Source organism: Spirosoma sp. SC4-14, from assembly GCF_037201965.1.
Classification (GTDB): domain Bacteria; phylum Bacteroidota; class Bacteroidia; order Cytophagales; family Spirosomataceae; genus Spirosoma.
In genome coordinates this window covers 4,778,863-4,799,496 of record NZ_CP147518.1, presented here as the reverse complement: position 1 = coordinate 4,799,496, position 20,634 = coordinate 4,778,863, and the positions used below count along the sequence as shown (strand labels likewise).

At 52.8% G+C, this 20,634-nt stretch carries 14 protein-coding genes; all 14 read left to right on the top strand.

From position 1 onward, the window contains the following. Nucleotides 1-4 precede the first annotated feature (4 nt). The 14 genes from WBJ53_RS19480 to WBJ53_RS19415 all read left to right on the top strand — a co-directional run bounded on the left by WBJ53_RS19480 (nucleotide 5) and on the right by WBJ53_RS19415 (nucleotide 20,399). Nucleotides 5-1,123 carry a FecR domain-containing protein gene (locus tag WBJ53_RS19480; RefSeq protein ID WP_338869182.1) on the top strand — a complete coding sequence of 373 codons (1,119 nt, stop codon included), beginning with the start codon at nucleotides 5-7 and terminating at the stop codon, nucleotides 1,121-1,123. A 124-nt stretch (nucleotides 1,124-1,247) separates the two neighbouring features. Beyond that, entirely contained in the window at nucleotides 1,248-4,751 is a 3,504-nt protein-coding gene (locus WBJ53_RS19475; protein WP_338869180.1) for a TonB-dependent receptor, read from the top strand. 28 nt (nucleotides 4,752-4,779) lie between these two features. Then, a complete protein-coding gene (locus WBJ53_RS19470; RefSeq protein ID WP_338869178.1) occupies nucleotides 4,780-6,225 on the top strand; it encodes a RagB/SusD family nutrient uptake outer membrane protein in 1,446 nt (481 codons plus the stop codon). 148 nt (nucleotides 6,226-6,373) lie between these two features. Then, on the top strand, nucleotides 6,374-7,762 hold the full coding sequence (locus WBJ53_RS19465) for a hypothetical protein (protein ID WP_338869176.1): 1,389 nt from the start codon (nucleotides 6,374-6,376) through the stop codon (nucleotides 7,760-7,762). After that, on the top strand, nucleotides 7,762-9,876 hold the full coding sequence (locus tag WBJ53_RS19460) for a hypothetical protein (protein ID WP_338869175.1): 2,115 nt from the start codon (nucleotides 7,762-7,764) through the stop codon (nucleotides 9,874-9,876). Before WBJ53_RS19465 ends, WBJ53_RS19460 begins: the two co-directional genes overlap by 1 nt. An 11-nt stretch (nucleotides 9,877-9,887) precedes the next feature. Further along, nucleotides 9,888-10,931, top strand: a complete 1,044-nt coding sequence (locus tag WBJ53_RS19455) for an alcohol dehydrogenase catalytic domain-containing protein (protein WP_338869173.1) — start codon at nucleotides 9,888-9,890, stop codon at nucleotides 10,929-10,931. 4 nt (nucleotides 10,932-10,935) lie between these two features. Continuing rightward, a complete protein-coding gene (locus WBJ53_RS19450; RefSeq protein ID WP_338869171.1) occupies nucleotides 10,936-11,862 on the top strand; it encodes a dihydrodipicolinate synthase family protein in 927 nt (308 codons plus the stop codon). Continuing rightward, the gene (locus tag WBJ53_RS19445; protein WP_338869169.1) at nucleotides 11,862-13,499 is read left to right on the top strand and encodes a sodium/solute symporter; all 1,638 of its coding nucleotides are present in this window, start codon (nucleotides 11,862-11,864) and stop codon (nucleotides 13,497-13,499) included. The genes WBJ53_RS19450 and WBJ53_RS19445 overlap by 1 nt, the downstream gene beginning before the upstream one ends. Nucleotides 13,500-13,534: 35 nt before the next feature. After that, the gene (locus WBJ53_RS19440) at nucleotides 13,535-14,311 is read left to right on the top strand and encodes an MBL fold metallo-hydrolase (protein WP_338869167.1); all 777 of its coding nucleotides are present in this window, start codon (nucleotides 13,535-13,537) and stop codon (nucleotides 14,309-14,311) included. Further along, complete coding sequence (locus WBJ53_RS19435; protein ID WP_338869165.1) at nucleotides 14,308-15,474, top strand: mandelate racemase/muconate lactonizing enzyme family protein; 1,167 nt, start codon at nucleotides 14,308-14,310, stop codon at nucleotides 15,472-15,474. Before WBJ53_RS19440 ends, WBJ53_RS19435 begins: the two co-directional genes overlap by 4 nt. Continuing rightward, nucleotides 15,475-16,422, top strand: coding sequence for a hypothetical protein (locus WBJ53_RS19430; RefSeq protein ID WP_338869163.1), 948 nt, complete (start codon nucleotides 15,475-15,477; stop codon nucleotides 16,420-16,422). A gap of 11 nt (nucleotides 16,423-16,433) precedes the next feature. Next, the gene (locus WBJ53_RS19425) at nucleotides 16,434-17,456 is read left to right on the top strand and encodes a sugar kinase (protein WP_338869161.1); all 1,023 of its coding nucleotides are present in this window, start codon (nucleotides 16,434-16,436) and stop codon (nucleotides 17,454-17,456) included. A 6-nt stretch (nucleotides 17,457-17,462) separates the two neighbouring features. Next, nucleotides 17,463-18,113, top strand: coding sequence for a bifunctional 4-hydroxy-2-oxoglutarate aldolase/2-dehydro-3-deoxy-phosphogluconate aldolase (eda, locus tag WBJ53_RS19420; protein WP_338869159.1), 651 nt, complete (start codon nucleotides 17,463-17,465; stop codon nucleotides 18,111-18,113). A 39-nt stretch (nucleotides 18,114-18,152) separates the two neighbouring features. After that, nucleotides 18,153-20,399, top strand: a complete 2,247-nt coding sequence (locus WBJ53_RS19415; protein WP_338869157.1) for an alginate lyase family protein — start codon at nucleotides 18,153-18,155, stop codon at nucleotides 20,397-20,399. The last annotated feature ends 235 nt before the right edge of the window (nucleotides 20,400-20,634 follow it).

Below are 20,634 nucleotides of genomic sequence, written 5' to 3'. Positions count from 1 at the left end.
AAGCATGAAAGACTACGAAAAATTCCGGGCTGAAGATCTGCTGATAGACCCTTGGTTTCTGGCATGGGTTAAGCACGGTCAGCCAGAAGCCCAAGAGTTCTGGGACCGCTGGCAGCAGCAGCATCCGGATCAGCGGGCTACTATACTACTGGCAAAAGATATGGCCGAAGCGCTTAAAAATCGGCCGAGTAGCGTGACAGATAAACAGGTTCAGGCTGAGGTTGCCCAAATTATGCGTCTAACCCGTCGCTCACCTGAATCACTCACAGTCACTCGAATCTGGCGGATATGGCAACGGCCGGTCTGGCAGCTTGCGGCTGCTGTCGTTGTTATCCTGGGAATCGGCGGTCTGCTCTGGAAAGAAACCAGCCACCGTCCGGAGGTAGCCGGTCGGCAACCGGTTAGTCGGTCCAGCCCCGCCCCAGCGACTGGCTGGGTCAATCAGGTAAATGGTACCTCTCAACCCGTACCCATCACCCTGCCCGACGGGAGCCACATGAGGTTAGCACCGAATAGCCAGGCCAGTTATCCACAAATATTCGGGAAGTCCAAGCGGGAAGTGCACCTAAAAGGGGAGGCCGTTTTTGCTGTTGTGCATGATAGTAGCCGCCCTTTTCTAGTCATGAGCGGACCATTAATCACGAGAGTACTGGGGACCAGGTTTCGGGTACGGGCCTTACCGGGCGACGCCCGCATTACGGTTAGTGTACAAAGTGGCAAGGTATCGGTATATAACCAGCAGGATTTAGCTCGCTCACATCCTCGACACGTTCGACATGTACCAGGGGTAGTACTAACTGCCAATCAGCAGGTGGTGTATGAGTCCGACTATGCCGCGTATCAGAAAGAACTGGTCGTTCAGCCGAGTCTGATTACCCCTAATGAATCTCGGGACCAGTTTACGTTTCAGGATACCCCAGTATCGAGTGTATTCAAGCAGCTTGAAAAAGGGTATGGCATCCCGATCATCTATGACTCTTCGCTCTTTCGCCAGTGCACGGTCACGGCCAAACTGTCCGGTGTACCCTTTTATGATCAGCTTAAACTAATCTGCGCGTCCATTGGGTCAACCTTTGAGGTTGTTGAAGCCCAAATTATCGTGACTGGAAAAGGATGCCAGTAATCTAGCCAAAAAATCCCGTCATGCTACCAACATGACGGGACTAATTAACTGATCAGTGTAGCTTGAGACCTCGCTGATCGGGGTACTATTCCTATGTCAAGAATAACTAAACCCGGTTAAAAGTATGTCTAAATTTCTAAAACACGAAACCATTGTTTTTGTTATGAAGGTTTCGCTTCTCCAATTCCTATTGACCTGTTTTTTGCTCAATGCCTCACTGGCTGCCGATGCGCAGGAAGTGTTGGAGCAACGGGTAACGATCCGGCTGGAAAACACTCCTGTCAGACAGGTACTTTCTGCACTGGAAAAAACAGCACACGTTAAGTTTGTATACAGTCGGGAGATGATTCGTACGGATCAGAAAGTCACGGTTAACGCGGCCGATGAGCGGCTGGGTACGCTACTGACTCAATTTCTGACACCCCTTCGAATCAGTTACATAGTTACGGGCAATCAGGTAGCCCTCGTTCGTAGTTCGCTTACATCCGATGATAGACCTTCCAGCACAAATGCTGTAACATCGTCAGTGGTCGAAACTACAGACCAGACTATTACCGGCACCGTTACTGATGAAAAAGGAGAGCCCCTGCCCGGGGTAAGCGTTCTGGTCAAAGCGGCCGGGTCGTCGGTTCGGCAGCGGGGTACGACCAGCGATGGTCAGGGCAAGTTTACCATCAGTATACCGGATGGTTCGGCCACCCTGGTGTTCAGCTACGTGGGCTACTTAGCCAAGGAAGTGACGGTGGGAAATCAAACCATTGTGAACGTTACCCTGACTGTCGATGATAAAACGCTGAATGAAGTGGTAGTGGTGGGGTATGGCGAGCAGGGAAAGAAAGAACTGACAACGTCCATTGCCAAAGTGTCTGGCAAGGATATCAACCGATTGCCGGTATCGACACCCGGCGAAGCACTGGCCGGACTGGCGGCAGGTGTACAGGTGCAGTCAGGGCGGGGAGGCTCACCGGGCGATGCTCCTACCATCCGCATCCGGGGAGCTGGTTCGCTGGGAGCGGGCAATGATCCATTGTACGTGGTAGATGGCTATCCATTGCAAAATGCCGCCCAGTTTACCCGCATGAGCCCAACCGATATCGAATCGATTGAAATCTTAAAGGATGCCGCATCGGCGGCCATATATGGCTCCCGGGCGGCCAACGGCGTAGTGATCGTCACGACCAAACGCGGAAAAGCGGGTGTTACCCGTTTTAACTTCAACGCCTATACAGGTATACAGAAGGTGTCTCGAAAAATTGACGTCATGAATAAACAGCAATACCTGGCGTATTCGAAGGAAGCGGCCAGGGTTCGCAATGAACGCTACCCTGACATTTTTGACCGCCCCGACGAACTGGCGGATACCGACTGGCAGGACGTAATCTTCCGGACGGCTCCCATCTCTCAAGTAGACCTGACGGCGTCAGGGGGTTCGGACAAAACGCGATTTTCCCTTTCGGGTAGCTACCTAAATCAGAAAGGAACGCTTATTGGTACCGACTATCAGTTGGCCACGTTCCGGGCCAATGTCGACGCCGATTTAAGCTCCAAGTTGAAAGTAGGCGTAAATTTTGCGCCTTCGTACGTGAAGCAGAACGTTCGTCCGGCCGCGGGAACCTACCAGTCAACGACAGATAATGCCATTGCCGGGGTAAATTTGCCTAGTCCGATCTATTCGGCCCTGGTGATGCCGCCCATTATTCCGGTTCGATTTGCGAACGGCAATTACGGACAGGCCAATGGCGACCCTGCTTTTCTTCAGTACGGGTTTCTAAACGGTATCGCCAACTTGTACAACCCATTGGCGGTACTTGACCAATTAAAAAACCAGGCCAACAGTTACCGGGTGCTGAGCAATGCATTTCTGGAATGGGAGCCTCTTAAAAACCTGAAGTTCCGCACGCAGGGCGGTGTTTCACTTGAAATTACATCTCGTGACACGTACATCCCGCCGACCCTATCCTACGATGGCGCACCAACAGCAAGTTTAACGTCTCCAAACTTCAACGGTATTGCCAGCGAATCAACAAACAACCGGACCATTGACTACCTGTGGGAGAATACGCTGAACTATACCCGGCGGCTCGCTTCCGGACACAACTTTTCAGGGCTCCTGCTGTATTCCATTCAGAAGTCTACGTCCTTCAATACGTCAGTTAGAGGAAAAACCGGCACATACACTACAGACCTGGTGCAGAACCCAACGGCCTCGGCAGACCGGTTAGGCAACCTGAGTTATGCGCTCAATGCGTTCATGTCGATGGCTGCCCGGATCAACTACGATTATAAAAGTAAGTACCTCTTTTCAGCGGCTATTCGTCGCGACGGATCCTCCCGCTTTGGGCCAAACAATCGATTTGGTACGTTTCCGTCGGTTTCGGTGGGCTGGCGGATTGCCGAAGAGCCTTTTATGAGCCGGCAGAATCTGGTTAGTGAATTAAAAGTTCGGGCCAGTTACGGTCAAACCGGTAACGCGAACATCGGCGATTTCAGCTGGCTGAGCGGGATTGGGCCCACCAACTACAGTTTTGGTAACCAGCGCGTTTTCGGGACGCAGCAGAATGGCTACGCAAACCCGAACCTAACCTGGGAAAAAAACCAGCAGGTCGATCTGGGCCTGGAGGCTGGTTTCTGGCAAGACCGGATCTACCTGACCGTAGACGCCTATAATAAAATTACAGATGGGATGCTGTTCTCCAAAGATCTGCCTGCCGTGGTAGGCTACGCCAGCAACTTTCAAACCAATATTGGAAAACTCCGAAACCGGGGACTTGAGGTAGCTTTGTCGACCCGAAATACCAACCGGGGCAGTGCTGTAAGCTGGACTACCGATTTCAATATTGCCTTCAACCGTTCCAAAGTACTCGATTTGGGGGGACGCCAGTCACTCAACACCAATGATGCTACTGGGGGCTGGCCGAATGGCTATCGGATTGTAGTAGGGCAACCACTTGGTAATATGTACGGATTCATCATTGACGGGGTGTTTAAAACCGCTGATGAACTAGCATCCAGTCCTAAATGGGTGGGCGGATCGCAGGTCGGGGACCTCAAACCTAGGGATGTCAATGGTGACGGCATCGTTAATGAGTCAGACCGGACCGTGCTTGGTAATGGGTTGCCTAAGTTTACCTTTGGCTTCACCAACCGAGTGAACTACAAGAATTTTGACCTAAGCATCATCGTTCAGGGTACGCAGGGAAATAGTATTATCAATGGAAACGCCCGGCATAGCGAAGCGGTCAGTGGTAAATTTAACGCCATCACCGCCGTTTATAACAATTACTTTTTGGCCAGCGATCCGACACGCGATGTCAAGTATCCGCGTAATAACCCTTCCGGCATTACGCTGCAAAATCAGCTGACCTCCTACGTGGTATACGACGGGTCGTTCCTGCGCGTACGAAACGTGACGCTGGGATATACGTTGCCAAGCGTTTTGCTCAAGCGAATTAAACTACAGTCGGCCAGGGTATATGTGAGTGGTCAGAACCTGTTGACCTTTACTAAATATCCGGGCTTTAACCCAGAACCCAGTCAGTACGGTGATTCGGCATATCAGCCAGGCTCTGACCAGGGCACCTATCCCGCCAACCGTACCCTTACCGCAGGACTAAATATTGGTTTTTAATTCTTAGACCTTTTTCCGACAGACCCTCATGAAGCTTACATACTTGCTTAAGCCTATACTACTAGCAGCCGTTCTGCTAGTTACTGCCAGCGGCTGTAGTGAAAACTACCTCAATCTCAGTCCGCCGACGACCATTCCGGTGGCAGAATATTTCAAGACTCAATCTGATATCAATGCAGCCCTGAACGGAGCTTATGGTGGATTACGGGGCTACTATGGTACGTTTTATGTCATGGCCGAGGTGCCGACCGATAATACCGAATCCAACTCTAGGGCAGATTCTTTCATTGGTGATTTTGACCGATATAGCTGGGTCGTTAACAATGGAACCATCAGCGACCGCTGGTCATCTTCGTATGACATCATTTCACGTTGCAATATCCTGATTGAAAAGAGCGAAGCGGTAACGATGGACGCGGCCCTGAAAGCCCGCTACCAGGCCGAAGCGAAGTTTTTGCGGGCACTCATGTACTTTAACCTGGTTCGCTTTTTTGGGGATGTTCCGATTGTGCTGACGGAAATCAAAACCGAAGCCGAAGCGTATACCTACAACCGGGAACCGGTGACCAAGGTGTATGCACAGATTGAAAAAGACCTGCTTGAAGCAGCTACGGTGCTGCCGGTCAGTTATACCGGTACCGATGTGGGCCGGGCCACGAAAGGGGCGGCCCAGGCGCTGCTGGGCAGCATGTATCTGACCAGCAAGCAGTTCGATAAGGCTGTCACCAAGCTAAACGAGGTCATTTCGGCCAACACATATAAGTTACTCCCGGTGTATGAAGATGTATTCCGGGCCAACAATGGCAATAATGCCGAGATCGTTTTCTCGGTGCAGTACACCCGAACGGGCAACAAGGAAGGGAGTAACTTCTCCATCGACTTTGCTCCGACCGGAGCCGGTAGCGACATCGTAACCGGTGGCAACCCGGCGTCATTGAACCAGGGGACCCTGGATCTGTTCAACGCGTTTGAGCCGGGTGATTTACGGAAAAACGTCTCCATTCAGCAGTTTACGGGGGGCAACATGCCTTACTACACCCGTAAATTCCTGGATCAGCCACCGACCGCCAACGAAAGTGACAACGACTGGCCCGTAATCCGGTATTCCGACGTTCTGCTAATGTATGCCGAAGCCCTCAACGAAACCGGGAATACGACCGATGCCCTGACTCCGCTCAATCAGGTACGTAGCCGGGCGGGGTTGCCCGCTAAAACCGACCTGTCGCAGGCTGACTTCCGGCTGGCAGTGGAGCAGGAACGGCGTGTCGAACTCTGTTTTGAGGGCCATCGCTGGTTCGATTTAATCCGTACCGGCCGACTGGTACCGGTCATAACGGCCTATATCGCCAAATACCGCACATCAGGGGGATACCAGGTGGGTAACTACCAGTTTAACGCCAACAAAGCGTTGTACCCTATTCCTTTCCGGGAAACTAGTCTCAATCCTAATTTAACCCAAAATCCGGGGTATTAATCCCAACATTACTAAAGTAAAAGGTAATAGAAGTTGCCCCATTGATGGCGAACGTTCGAATTTCGAACAATTATTTTCTAAAAGCATGTATCTAAAAAGAGTTTCAATTAGCGTGTTTGCTAGTTGTGGGATCGCCGTGTCCACTGTAATGGCCCAAACAACCCCCATTAACATTAATGGTACCTTTCCTCAACTGGCGATTGTAGCTGATCATCAACCTAACCGTTCTGAAATTGGCATTGGCGCGCTCATGCCCTGGGCTAACCGGCTTTGGGCGGTGACTTACGTAGCGCACCTGGCGGAAAGCGGGGGTGGCTCAGGCTTATTTGAGATCGATGAAAACATGCACCTCAAGAAACGGCCTGAAAGTGTGAACGGAACCTATGCCAACCGGATGATCCATGCGCCTTCCAACCAGCTTATTATTGGCCCCCATGCGATTGATATGCAGGGAAATGTCCGGACATTTCCCCAAATCGGAGACCACCGGCTGACGGCTACGATGGAGCACCTGACCAATCCCAAAGAGATGGTCTATTTCCTGACGATGGAAGGGCTGCTCTTCGAGGCTAATGTCAATACATTGGCGGTCAAGCTGGTGAGCAATCTCCTGGAAGAGCCGCAGTTGGGGTTGAGAAAAGGGATCAGGCCGCATTTCAAAGGAGGCTACACCGCCCACGGCCGTGTAGTGGTGGCGAATAATACGCTGGAAGAATCGGATTATATCGGTAAAACGCACGATGGTTTGCTGGCGGAGTGGGATGGCAAAACCTGGACGGTACTCGACCGGTCGCAGTGGCTCGACGTGACGGGGCGTAAGAATTTGTCGGAAGTCATTTTCGCGACAGGAAACGACCCGGCTTCAATTATCCTCAAAGCGTTTGTAAACGGGAAATGGAAAACCTACCGGCTACCTAAAGCTACGCATACGCAGGATAATACCGTCACGACGGAGTGGCCCCGCATCCGGGAAGTAGAGTCTGAACGGTTTATGATGAATGTCGGTGGACTGTTCTATGAACTTCCACCTATGGCCTATGGCGGTAATGTGTGGGGTATCAAGCCGATTTGCCAGCATCTTCGAATCATTGGCGATTACTGCTCGTGGCGGGGTTTGCTGGTAATCGCCGGGGACCAGACTACGCCGGTCTGGGATAAAAACCTGTATGTTGGGCAGCCTCAATCGAATTTCTGGTTTGGAAAGACCGATGATTTGTGGCATTTCGGCGGAAAACCAGCGGGTTGGGGCGGCCCCTGGCTCCGCCAATCGGTGAAAGCAAATGAACCATCCGACCCCTACCTGATGACAGGCTTCGACAAGAAGGTTGTTCACTTGAGCCAGCAAAGCGCATCTGAGGTGGACATGCGCATCGAAGTTGATTTTGTCGGGGATGGCTCATGGATGCTTTATAAAACGATACCGGTAGCGGCTAACGGCTACGTTCATCATGAATTTCCGGATGGCTTTTCGGCGCAGTGGGTACGGGTGTCAGCCAGCAAGCCTTGCCTCGCCACCGCCTACTTCAACTATAACTGATGAAAAGAATTTCCTTACTGATTGGGCTGTTGAGTCTTATCCAGGGAACGGGTTTCGCCCAGTCGAACGGGGCTGATCTGGTCGAACATGTCGATGTGTTTCAGGACTGTCAGGCTCACTGGACTTCGAAAGACCTTACCTTGAAAAACGCGCTCATTCAGCGCCAGTGGCGGATTGAGAACGGTCTGTTGGTCAATACGTCCCTGAAAGACCCGGTTACGGGAAACGAGCAGCTCCTGGCGGCCAGCCCCCAGCCGTCGCCAGCCCCGGAGTTTGAAGTCCGGGAAACGTGCCGAAAAACAACGGTTTCTGCCGATACGATCCGGGCGGTGGTAGTCGAAACGACGGCCCTGCAGGTGGCCATTCGGTCGGAGTATGATTCCTATACCCTCACTACTTACTGTAAAATCTATCCCCAGACCCCAGCTATTTCAACCTGGCTGCGGATCGAGCAAAAAACAACTCTAGCCGGAGGTACAGTCGGAGGTGAGCGGGTGACGGGTATCGAAGCGGCAAAGCAGGCGCAGACCATTAAAACCGATCTGAACGATGTGTTGCTGCTAAATCACGTTCACCGTCAGCTGCTGGCGGTGACTCTCATGGACCATACCGACGATAAGGACAACCTGGTCCAGGTCGATACGTACCTGCTGACCAACCCATCGAGTAATGCATGGGCCGGTAATCTGTTCATTCTGGAGGACCAGTTTACCAAAAACGGGCTGATTTTCCTGAAAGAGGCCCCACTGCCCTACGCCCGCCCGGTCAAGTCCGTAGCCGATTTACGGCAGAATGCTTCTCAGTTTGCGTTTACCGGGCTGGGTGCCGGGGCCGACTCGGTGCGGGAAAGCTACCCGTTTACAGTGTTGCTGTACCAGAACGGAGTAGCCGGTCGCACGGCGGTGCTGCAACAGTATCAGCGCCGGTTTCGGATCTATAACGCTCAGCGGGATGAACTCATCTGGCATTCCATCTGGGGCGACCGGAACCGGGATGGCCGCATGACGGAAGGGTTTCTGTCGAAGGAAATTGCGCTGAACCGGCAGATCGGCATCGACCACCTGTATTTCATTGACGGTTGGCAAAAAGGGCCTTCATCCAACTCCATCAACCGGGAGAAAGGTGGCTTGTGGGACAATCAGTGGTCGGTCGCCGATTATTGGGAACCCAACAAGGAACGTTTCCCGAATGGCTTCGATGCGCTGGTCAGTCAGGCAAAGGCCAATGGCTTCAAAATCGGAATGTGGTATAATCCCGACAAAACCAACGATTACGCCAACTGGAAGCGGGACACCGATGTGTTGCTCAATTTCCATCGGCGGTTTGGCGCCAACTACTTCAAATTCGATGGGGTTGAGTTTACGACCAAAAAAGGAGAGGCAAACCTGCTGCGGGCCATGCACCGGGTGGTGCAGGAGACGAACGGGCAGGCGGGTATCGAAATCGACATCACGGCTGGGTTGCGAACAGGGTATTTTGCCGCGATGGCGTACGGAACCCTGTTTCTGGAGAACCGCTATACCGACTGGCGCAAATACTATCCCCACACGACCCTGCGCAATCTCTGGCAGTTATCGCAGTTTGTGGACCCGCGCCGAATGCGGATAGAATTTCTCAACCCCGAACGCAATCAGCACCTGTATCCAAACGACCCGTTGGCACCGGCCCGTTATCCGAAAGACTATGGGCTGGCCGTTACGCTGTTTGCCAAACCAATGGCCTGGTTTGAAACGTCGGGGCTATCCGATTCGACCAGTAAAGCCATCAAAGCTCTACTGACGGTTTATAAGCCACACCAGTCGGCCATTCACCAGGGGACAATTTTCCCTATTGGCGACGAACCGACAGGTTTTTCCTGGACGGGTTTTCAGTCGCAGACCTCCGATACGGATGGCTACGTCATTGTGTACCGGGAACTCAACCCCGACGGGAGCCGACCGATCAGGCTGTATAATCTGCCCGCCGGAACCTACCGATTCGAGCGCCTGAGCGGTGGCGGTAAAAGTTTTCAGGCGACCTCGAACGACAGTGGAACCGTAACCTTTTCGCTGCCCACCACCCTGAATTACGGCTTCTTCCGCTATCAACGGTTGACAGGCAACCCCAAACCTTAACCCGACCCACGATGAAAGCACTGCGTAAAGAATCCCGCCAGCCCGGCGATCTGCAACTGGTCGACATTCCGATTCCGAAACCAACCGGCAATCGGGTGCTGGCTAAGGTAGCTTATGCGGGTATTTGCGGTAGCGACCTGGATATTCTCTACAGCCGCAACACCATCTATCGACCACCAGTTGTGCAGGGACATGAGTTTTCGGCGGTGATTGTAGACGTTGGCGAGCAGGTGACCGACTACCGGATAGGCGATAAAATCGTGTCGGAAACCACCTTTGGTAACTGCGGCAACTGCCAGATGTGCCAGGACGGCAACTACCACCTGTGCCTGTCGAAAGACATTGTAGGCTGGACCGAAAACGGCGGATTTGCCGAGTACGTCCTGCTCAACAGTCAGTATCTCCACCGACTTTCGCCCCAAACCGATCTGCGGGCGGCCGCACTGGTGGAGCCAACCGCCATTGCTGCCGAAGGTGTCTACGTAAAAGGAAAACTCCAGCCGGGCGAAACCGTGGCGGTGGTTGGCCCTGGCACTATCGGCATTCTGAGTGCTTTGGTCGCCCTTGAGCTGGGGGCAACAACCGTGTACCTCATCGGCCTGCACGACGCACGGGCGGTGCGATTTCGTATTGCCACCGAGCTGGGTATTACCCATTGTATCGATTCCTCTACGACCGATCCGCTCGCTTACATCCTGGAAACGAACGGGGGTAATAAACCCGATTTGGTTATCGATGCCACGGGGACAATTACGGGCTTCGGGCTGGCGCTGGAACTGGTCAAACGAAACGGCCGGATTGTAGAAGCCGGTTCCATCACGACCGACACCCCATTTCCCTGGGAGAAGGCCGCTTATGCCGCCGTCGATCTGTATTTTGTGTTCTCTTCATCTCATCAGGCCTGGAAGATAGCCGTCCGGATTTTCAACACCACCGCGGTCGATTACACCCGACTCATCACCGCTACCTGCCCGCTCAACGAGTATCAACGTGCGTTTGAATTGGCGGCTAACCCGTCTCAGAGTATAAAAGTCTTATTTGATCCCAGTCGATAATCTTATGGAATTACACGGAATTTGCCCGGCCATTGCCACCCCCTTTACTGAAACCGGAGCTGTCGATTTTGACAGCTACCGCAACCTTGCCCGGCATCTGCTGGAGGGCGGCTGTCACGGCATTACGCTCTTTGGCATTGCCGGTGAATACTACAAACTGACCGAGCCGGAAGAGAAACAGCTCATCAAAATCACGGTAGAGGAATGCCGAAAAGCAGGCGCGGCCTCTATTATTTCCATCTCTCGCCACGCCACCGAACTAGCCGTCGACTGGGCCAGGTACGTCGAAAGCGAAGGGGCTGACTGCCTGATGCTGCTGCCTCCTTTTTTTCTAAAACCGGCGGCTTCGGGCATTTTTGACCATATCCGCCAGGTTGGGCAGGCCGTCAGCGTACCCATTATGGTGCAATACGCACCCGAACAAACGGGGGTTGCCATTGACCCGGCCATGCTGGTTCAACTGGGGCAGGAGGTTGAGAACATCAGCGTGTTTAAAATCGAAAATAAACCATCGGGCAAATACATTTCGAATCTGCTGAAGGCGTCGGGTAACAAAGCCCGCATTTTCATCGGCAATGCCGGTTTCCAGATGATTGAAGGGCTTGACCGGGGTGCGGTGGGCGTAGTGCCGGGCTGTTCCATGTACGATATCTACCTGAGCATCTACAACGAATATCGGGCAGGCAACCGGGCAAAAGTCTTTGAATTGCACAACGCACTCAACGCCATGCTGAACCACATTCGGCAGGACGTGGAAATGATCATTGCCTACGAAAAGAAAATTCTGAAACGCCGGGGCATAATTGCCAGCGACTACTGCCGCAAACCCACGCACCAGCCCGACGATATTTACCTGAGTCTGTTTGATGAGTACTACGACCAGATTCGACCCTACTTTACCGAGTCCGTTCCTCAAACCACGCCAGCCTAATGGATTACCTGACCATCGGCGTGTTCGTCGTCTATTTTGCGGGTATCCTGGCTATCGGCCTACGGGCAGGCCGACGGGAAAAGAAGACGGCAGATGATTACTTTCTGGCCGGGCGTCGGCTGCCCTGGTACGCCGTTGGGCTGTCGATGGCCGGGGCTAACTTCTCAACGGAGCACTTCATTGGCATGGTCGGTACGGCCTACTTCATGGGGGTGGCACCCGCCAACTGGGAGCTGATTGCCTTTGTGCCGCTCAGTCTGCTGATTTTTATTTTCCTGCCCTACTATTTCCGGAAAAAGATCTACACTGTCCCGCAGTTTCTGGAAAACCGGTTCAACGGCACCACACGGCTTATTTTTGCCGGTATCATCATTGTTCACAGCATCATTGCTATACTGGCGGGGGTGCTGTATGGTGGCGGACTGATTTTTCAGGAATTGTTTGCGCATGACGAAGTTCGGCTGACTGAAGCGGGTCAGATTAGTCCGTCGCTGTTGCTTGGTATCGGCGTTCTGGCCGTAACAACGGGTATTTATAGTGTCAAAGGCGGATTGGCAGCCGTGGTCTGGACTGACGTCGTACAGGTGATTATTCTTATTATTGGCGGCAGTGTGGTCACGGCCATAGCTATCAACCGGGTGGGCGGCTGGAACGAACTCTGGCGGTTGAATCAGCAACTGGCCAGCGGGCGCATTCACCTGTTTCAACCGGCCACCGATCCTGTTGTTCCGTGGACAGGGTTAGTTACGATCTGGCTAACGATCAGCATCTGGTACAACTGCGCCAATCAGTTTTACATCCAGCAGTGTTTTGCCGCCCGCAGTGAGTGGGACGCCCGCATGGGTATTGTGCTGGTGGCCACCATCAAACTCCTTAAACCCCTGATTATCGTGGTGCCGGGTATGGCGGCTCTGCTTATTTTCGGTCAGGGCGTGCCGCAGGACAAAGTGTTCGTGAAAATGGTGCAGGAGTTAGTGCCGGAAGGTATCCGGTCCATTGTCCTGACGGGTATGGCAGCTGGCATCATGTCTACCATTTCGAGCGTTCTCAACAGCATTTCCACCATTTTCACGATTGATATTTTCCAGCGGTATCTCCGGCCCGAAGCCTCGCAGCAGCAGTTGGTGCGCGTGGGGCGGTGGGCGGTGGCAGTGGCTTTGCTTATCGCTACGGGTATTGCGCCGTTCATTCTGCTGCTGGGCAAAGGGCTGTTCATTTACATTCAGGACCTGGCCTCGTATTTCGCCCCACCGATTTCCGTCATTTTTCTGGTGGGCATTCTGTGGCGGAAAGCGTCGGCCCGGGCGGCTAATTCGACACTTATTGCCGGTATTGTGTTTGGTGTATTTCTCAAGCTGATTACGCCAGAATTGCCCACGAACCTGTTGGTCTTGATGATCCCATTTTTAAATCGGGCATTTGTCTGTTGGTTGTTTTCCCTATCTGTGATGGTCTTGGTATCCTTACTGGGCGACCGACTAAACCGGAAGCGTCTTGCCGAGGACATTATCTGGAAGCCCTCCTATATGCGACTATCGGGTGAGGAGCGTAGTCGGCACCGGGGTTGGCAGAATTTTATGGTCTGGTGGAGCATCGCCCTGGTGCTGCGGATTATCGTGTATGTCGTCTATGCCTAATCTAAGCCTGAATAAAGAAAGAACGTATGAGCCTGATGCAAACAATCTGTTCGACAACCGTTACGGCATCAACCGTCGCTTTGTGGTGGCTCGGGCAGTCTGGCTTTTTTGTAAAACTGGCAAACGGCAAAATTCTGGTCATTGACGCGTACCTGTCTGATTCGGTGGCGAAACGCAATCCTGATTTTCGCCGAAAAACACCAATTCCACTCCAGCCCGAAGAGGTTATTTGCGACTATTACCTGTGCTCGCATAACCACCTCGACCATGCTGACCCGGAGACGATTGCCAGACTAACCAACCGAGAGTCGATGGTCTTCATCGGACCTCGAAATGTGCTGGCCATGCTGGGGCAGTTAGGCGTAAATGACACGAATTGCCAGTTACTGGAAGCGGGTGAAACGCTGGTGCTCGATGGCTTCCGGGTAACGGGTTCTTTTTGCATTCCCAATGAGGACCGAGTCCTGGATTCGATTGGTTTTGTACTGGAAACGGACGATGGTGTAACCGTGTACCATACCGGCGATACCGCCTACCACCCCTTCTTGACCTATTTGAGGAAGTTCCGGATCGACGTGCTGCTGACCTGCATCAACGGCAAATACGGTAACCTCTCCGTCGGCGAAAGCTATGCATTGGCGGGAGCCTTGGAACCCGCTACCGTCATACCTACTCATTACGATATGTTCGCCCTGAATGGAGCCGATCCGGTCGCGTTTGGCCAATTATTTATGGATCATTCAACTATAAACTGTCTCATCCCCACGGTTGGTGAGCTGATCGTGTGTTATCCCAAAATTAGAGAAGCATGACTGATAGAATAGCAAAAATTGAGGTATTCCCCATTTCCATACCCCGCGAGGTGCCCTACCTGGGGCCACTGGAGAGTGGTAATGTTCAGAACGAAAAAGGGTACTTCATCCGACCCGGCAACAACAGCGTTTACCACGTCAGCGACCAGAGTGTGCTGGTGAAAATCACGGCCGACAGTGGGCAGTATGGTTGGGGCGAGTGCGTGGGGTTCGTGGTGCCGGAGGTGGCCGTGGCCATTATTGGTGAACTCATCGGCCCGCTGCTTATTGGTCAGGACCCCCACGATGGCGTCAGGATCTACGAAGACCTGTACAACGCCATGCGGGTACGGGGTTTTTTTGGCGGCTACTACCACGATGCCATCGCGGCCATCGACATCGCCCTGTGGGACTTGCGCGGCAAATTAGTGGATCTACCCGTCTGTAAATTGCTCGGTTCGCAACGGCACGACCGGCTACCGGCCTACGTGTCGGGTTTACCGAAACCCACTATTGCCGAACGTGCTGATCTCGCCAAAAGCTGGATCGACAAAGGCTTTGACGCGTTTAAGTTTGCCTCGGCCGTTTCGCACGACGGTATCGTGGCCGAAATGGAAGCCTTGCGAAAAGCCGCTGGTGACGAGGCCAACATCCTGATTGATATGCACTGGAAATTCACGGCTGCCGAAGCGATCAGGCTGATAACCCGGCTCGAAGCCTATAACCTCTACGTAGCCGAAGCCCCCGTCAAACCTGAAGACATTAACGGGCAAGCCCTGGTGGTACGATCGGTGAAAACGCCCGTGGCTATTGGTGAGGAACTTCGGACGGTATACGAGTATAGGCCCCGGTTTGAAGCAGGTTGTATGCACGTGATTCAGCCCGAAATGGGCCGGACGGGGATTACCTCATTCTGGAATATCTGCCAGATGGCGGTCGCGTTTAACCAGACCGTGATGCCTCACGCCAGCATCGGGGTGGGCATTTTTCAGGCAGCCAGCCTGCACGTTTCAGCCGCGTTGCCCAATCTGGTCTATCACGAGTATCAGCATTCCATTTTCGATAAAAATCTCCGGTATCTGCGCGGGAATATGCGTTGCGAGGAAGGTTTCTTTTACCTGCCCGACGGGCCGGGATTAGGGGTGGAGCCAACTGATGAACTAGTCAATTATCTCAAAAAATAAATGCCCGTTCGTCCCTCATCGGTTGACCGAATCAGCCTAAGCCCAAAAACCGGTGGTGCGTCAATGGTCGTAGCACCGGCCTGGGGCGGGCGGGTATGCGACCTGCTATTGCCGATGAATGGTATACGCCATTCCGTTCTTGATGGCGTTGCCGACGAAGAAGTTATTCAGGACGACCGGCGGTATAAAAGTGCCCCACTCATTCCGTTTCCCAATCGGGTTAATGGCGGCAGGTACGTTTTTGAGGGAAAAACCTACCAGTTACCCATCAATGAAACCCGGCACGGGCACGCCATCCACGGCTTACTCTACAACCGGCCAATGATGGTTGAGAACGTACAAATTACCGACCAGACGGCTCAGCTACGGTTGACGTATGCCTATGACGAGGTTATGAGCGGCTATCCGTTTCCGTTTGAATTTACCGTGACGTACTGGCTTTGTGAGCAGGACGGATTTCGTTGCGCCACCCAGATACGTAATACTGGCTCAACGGCCATGCCGCTGGGAGTTGGCTGGCATCCGTACCTGAGTTTGCCGGGCGGCATCGCTGACTGGACGATGCAATTGCCTGACTGTCAAATCTATGAGCTGGATGACGTCTCTATTCCAACAGGCGCAAAACAGGATTATGTAGCTTTTGTAGTACCTACCCGGCTTGCAGCTATTCACCTGAATGACTGCTTTGGGCTACCGTCGGCGGCAAGCCGTAGTGAGATTGTCTTTACCTCGCCAGCCAGAGACAGGCAGGTGGTTTTCTGGATGGAATCAGGTGTTAACCAATACCGCTACTTCCAATTATTTACCCCACCCGACCGCCTTTCCATTGCCGTAGAACCAATGTCTTGTTGCTGCGATGCGGTCAACAACCACGACGGACTGATTCGCCTTGAATCCGGCGACATTTTTACTGCATCCTATGGCCTGCAACTTCGCCCTACATTCTAACACACCTACCTATGCCTAGCTCCATTGTTTGTTTTGGTGAAATCATGCTTCGACTGTCGCCACTCACTCCGCTCGAACGGCTGGAAAAGACGCACGCCCTCAAAATGGATTTTGCCGGTGCCGAATCCAACGTCGCAGTTTCGCTGGCCAAACTGGGCCATAACGCCCGCTTTGTTACCTGTCTTCCCGACAATGGAATCGGACAGGCGGCTATCAACAACCTGCGTCAGTTTGGCGTCGATACGCAATATATTCGGCGGAGTGGCAAGCGGGTAGGTACGTATTTTATCGAGTATGGTGCTTCAGTCCGGGCGTCGCAGGTAACCTACGACCGCGAAGGTTCAGCCATTGCGCAGGTGAAAGCCGGTGATTTCGACTGGGAGTCGATTCTTGTGGGGAACGACTGGCTGATGCTGACGGGAATCACGCCCGCCTTGTCAGAAAGCTGTCGGCAGGAGTGCCTGACCGTGCTGGCTACTGCCCAGAAGCTGGGGGTTCGGGTGGCGTTTGACCTCAATTTTCGGCGAACGCTCTGGAGCCACGAAGCCGCCCGTTCAGCCTTTGACCAGATTTTACCGTACGTAAATCTGCTGTTTGCCAACGTCGGGTCCGTCGCCGATATATTCGGCTGGAATCCAGACCCCGCCCAGCGGTGGGAGGACCATCAGGAAAATGCCCGCAAGGCCGTGGCAATACTCCTGCAGCAGCATCCGTTCGACCGGATAGCCCTTACCATTCGGGACTATTCGTCGGGAGCGCGGCAGAATTGGGGAGCCATCCTGCATGAGCACCACCAGTTTTACGACAGTCGCTGCTACCCGATTGAGGTGGTCGAGCGGCTGGGCGGTGGCGATGCGTTTGCGGCCGGCGTTCTGCACGGCCTGGAACAGCGGTGGAATCATGCCCAAACCATCGAGTTTGCCGCAGCAGCCTCTGCCCTGAAACATACGATTCCCGGTGATTTAAATCTGCTTTCGGAACGTGAAATACTGGAGGTTGCCGACGGCGACATTAGGGGACTCATCAAACGATAACCAACCATGAGCCGAATCGATACGGTCAACAAAATTATTCAGGAAGGCATTGTCGCCATTCTGCGGTTGAATAAGGAAGCGGGGGCGTTGGCTATCGTCGATGCCTTGCAGGCGGGCGGCATTCAGGCACTTGAAATTACGGTTGGGACGCCGGGGGCCTTACGACTGATTGAAACAATCAGGGAGACGTATCCGCACGTTCTGATTGGAGCCGGTTCGGTGCTCGATTCAGTGATGGCACAAACCGTAATCCGGGCTGGGGCGCAGTTTCTTGTCACGCCAGTTTCCCGGAAGAATGTCATTCAGATGGCCCATCGGTACGATGTCCCTATTTTTTCGGGGGCATTTTCGCCAGGCGAAATTTTAACGGCCTTCGAACAGGGTGCCGATGTGGTGAAACTGTTTCCGGCGGAGATACTGGGCATCCCCTTCTTAAAGGCGATAAAAGCCCCTATGCCTCAATTACAGGTCATGCCTACCGGGGGCGTGACGGTTGACAATGTGGGCGACTGGCTTCGGGCCGGGGCCTGTGCGGTAGGCATTGGTGGCGCCTTGACCGACGGACACGAAATTGAATCCGGACACCATTTATGGCTCACCGAACGGGCTATTTTGTTTTGTGAACAGGTTCGGCAGGCCCGCCAAAAAACAAGCTGATTAGCGAACGAATCACCCGTACTATCTACTACTATTCGTATGTCATACCGAAATACTGGCCGAAGTTGGCTTCCCATTGTTTTTTCTACAGTATTCCTGTTGATAATTGCCGTTACGTCCTCCTTTGGACAGTTAACGTCCCGGCTGCAACTCAACAACTCGACCCGGCTGTCGGTCGGTGAGTTCTGCCAACAGAATCCGTCCGCAGTAATCGCCTTTTTTGACCAGATCAATCTGGACTATCCGGGATTGAATCCAGTCAGGCAGGCCGTTAGTCAAAAGGACTGGCCCAGGGCGTGTCTGGCCCTACTGGATTATTATCGGACTAACGCTACCAACCCGCACCTACGTACCTGTCGTGAGCCACTAAGTCAAGCCGTCCAGGCGGAAGCCCGGCTTGTTGGTAAGAACGTCTTTACGTTTCAGGGTATTACCGATTCAGTACCGACCCGCGCTCCGGGCCACCTGAACTGGTTCCATAAAGGACCGAACAAGGACATCGAATGGGCTTACTTCCTGAATCGGATGGATTACCTGGGAAGCTTACGGACGGCCTACTGCCAAACCGGCGATTCCACCTATGCAAAAGACGTTAATCGGCTGGTTATCGATTGGGTGAGCAGTAATCCAATGCCTGACAGTAATGTGACCAATGCAACCTGGCGGGTGCTGGAAGTCGGGTTGCGCTTATTTGGCTCCTGGCCAACAGCGTTCTACGGTCTTCAGCAGGCACCATCGTTTACACCGGTTGCGCGGCTGTTGATGCTGATGTCTTTATACGACCAGGCAACGTATGTCCGTAAATTTCACTGGGTTCACCACAATCACGGCGTGATGGAACTGAATGGACTGACGCGGGTAGCCTTGTGTTTTCCCGAATTCAAACAGGCCGACGAGTGGTATAAACACGCGCTGGACAGTATGGGTGAGGAATTTGAGTTCCAGAGTTACCCGGATGGGGCCATGAAGGAACTTACAAGCAGTTACCACTGGGTAGTGGTTCGGAATTTTTTGGCATACCTCGATCTGCACAACACGTATGCCAAATCGCTGCCACCCAGATTCGGCCAGATTGTTGACAACATGATTAACTACATGGTTTATACTGCCCGCCCGGATGGTTTCGGCCTGCTGAACAACGATGCGGATTTGCTCAATAACTTCGACATCCTTACGCCTTTACTCAAGCGTTTCCCGCGGACTGACTGGCAGTATGTATTTACGCAGGGTAAAGAAGGGAAGCGACCCGCCCAAACCTCCAGGCTGTTTCCGTGGGCCGGGCACCTCATTATGCGAAACGGCTGGGGCGAAGCGAAAGGCAAAGACCAATACGCGTTCTTCGATAATGGGCCCTGGGGCACGTCGCATCAGCATAATGATAAACTCCATCTGTCGGTCTATGCGAATGGGCGGGAGATTCTGTGTGATGCCGGTCGGATGTACTACAAAGTCGACAAGTGGCGCCAGTTTTTCAACCTGTCGGCATCCCATAACGTAATTGCGCTGGATGGCAAAGGGCAGAACCGCTACCTGCCTGAAGTTACGGCTCCCCTCGCCGATTCGAGTTATAGCCTTCAGCCCGAGCTGGATTTTAGCCTGGGAACCTACCAGGGCGGTTTCAATGATGAAAATCCCGGTGTAGCCTCCCCGGCACCTGCAATCAGTTCACCGGACGTTACCGGACGTCACACCCGGGCTGTTATTTATCTGAAAAACAGGTACTGGATTGTTGTGGATCAGATACAGAGTGATAAGCCGCGAAACCTGACCGCCTACTGGCATTTCAATCCCGCCTGTTCCGTCAGTACAAACGGTTTGTCGGTCCGCACCAATGATTTTGGAACGGGTAATCTGTGCGTGGTGCCGGTTACCACGGATGCGTGGTCGGTCTCGTTAATTAAGGGACAGGAAACACCTTACATACAGGGCTGGTACAGCGAGCGTTATAACCAACGGGTAGCGTCTTACTGTGCTGAATACCGTAGGAAAATGATCAGCACCTCAACTACATTTGCCTGGATCTTATATCCATCGGCTACTGAAAAAATACCGGACATCAACACTCAGGTCTTGCCATCCCCAACCGGAGCCATTCGGGTAGTCGTCCGAATTCCTGGAGAAAAAACGGTTGAACTGGGATTGAATATGGGAGCGATTCAGGCCATTCCCTTATCAGATGGCTACACGTTCACCGGGCGTTGCGCGTTACTGCGGGAAGGGCAACCGCCCCTCGTTGTCCATGGGACAATCACCGATAAAGCCGGAAATGTAGTGCTTAAGAAGTGATTGTATGCTATTGATTTCTTCTTTTAAAATCGAATAGTTGGTTTATAAATCTTCCTCAGCACTTATTACGAAAATCTGGCTGTAAAGTAGGATGCAGTCCAATGTGATTTTATTTGGTACACATCTAATTTACATTTGCTTAACTTCTACTACTCGTTAAACCCTATTTCTATGGATAGCCGGACATTTGTTAAAAAGACTACACTGACTACGGTAGCACCACGATTTTGAACTT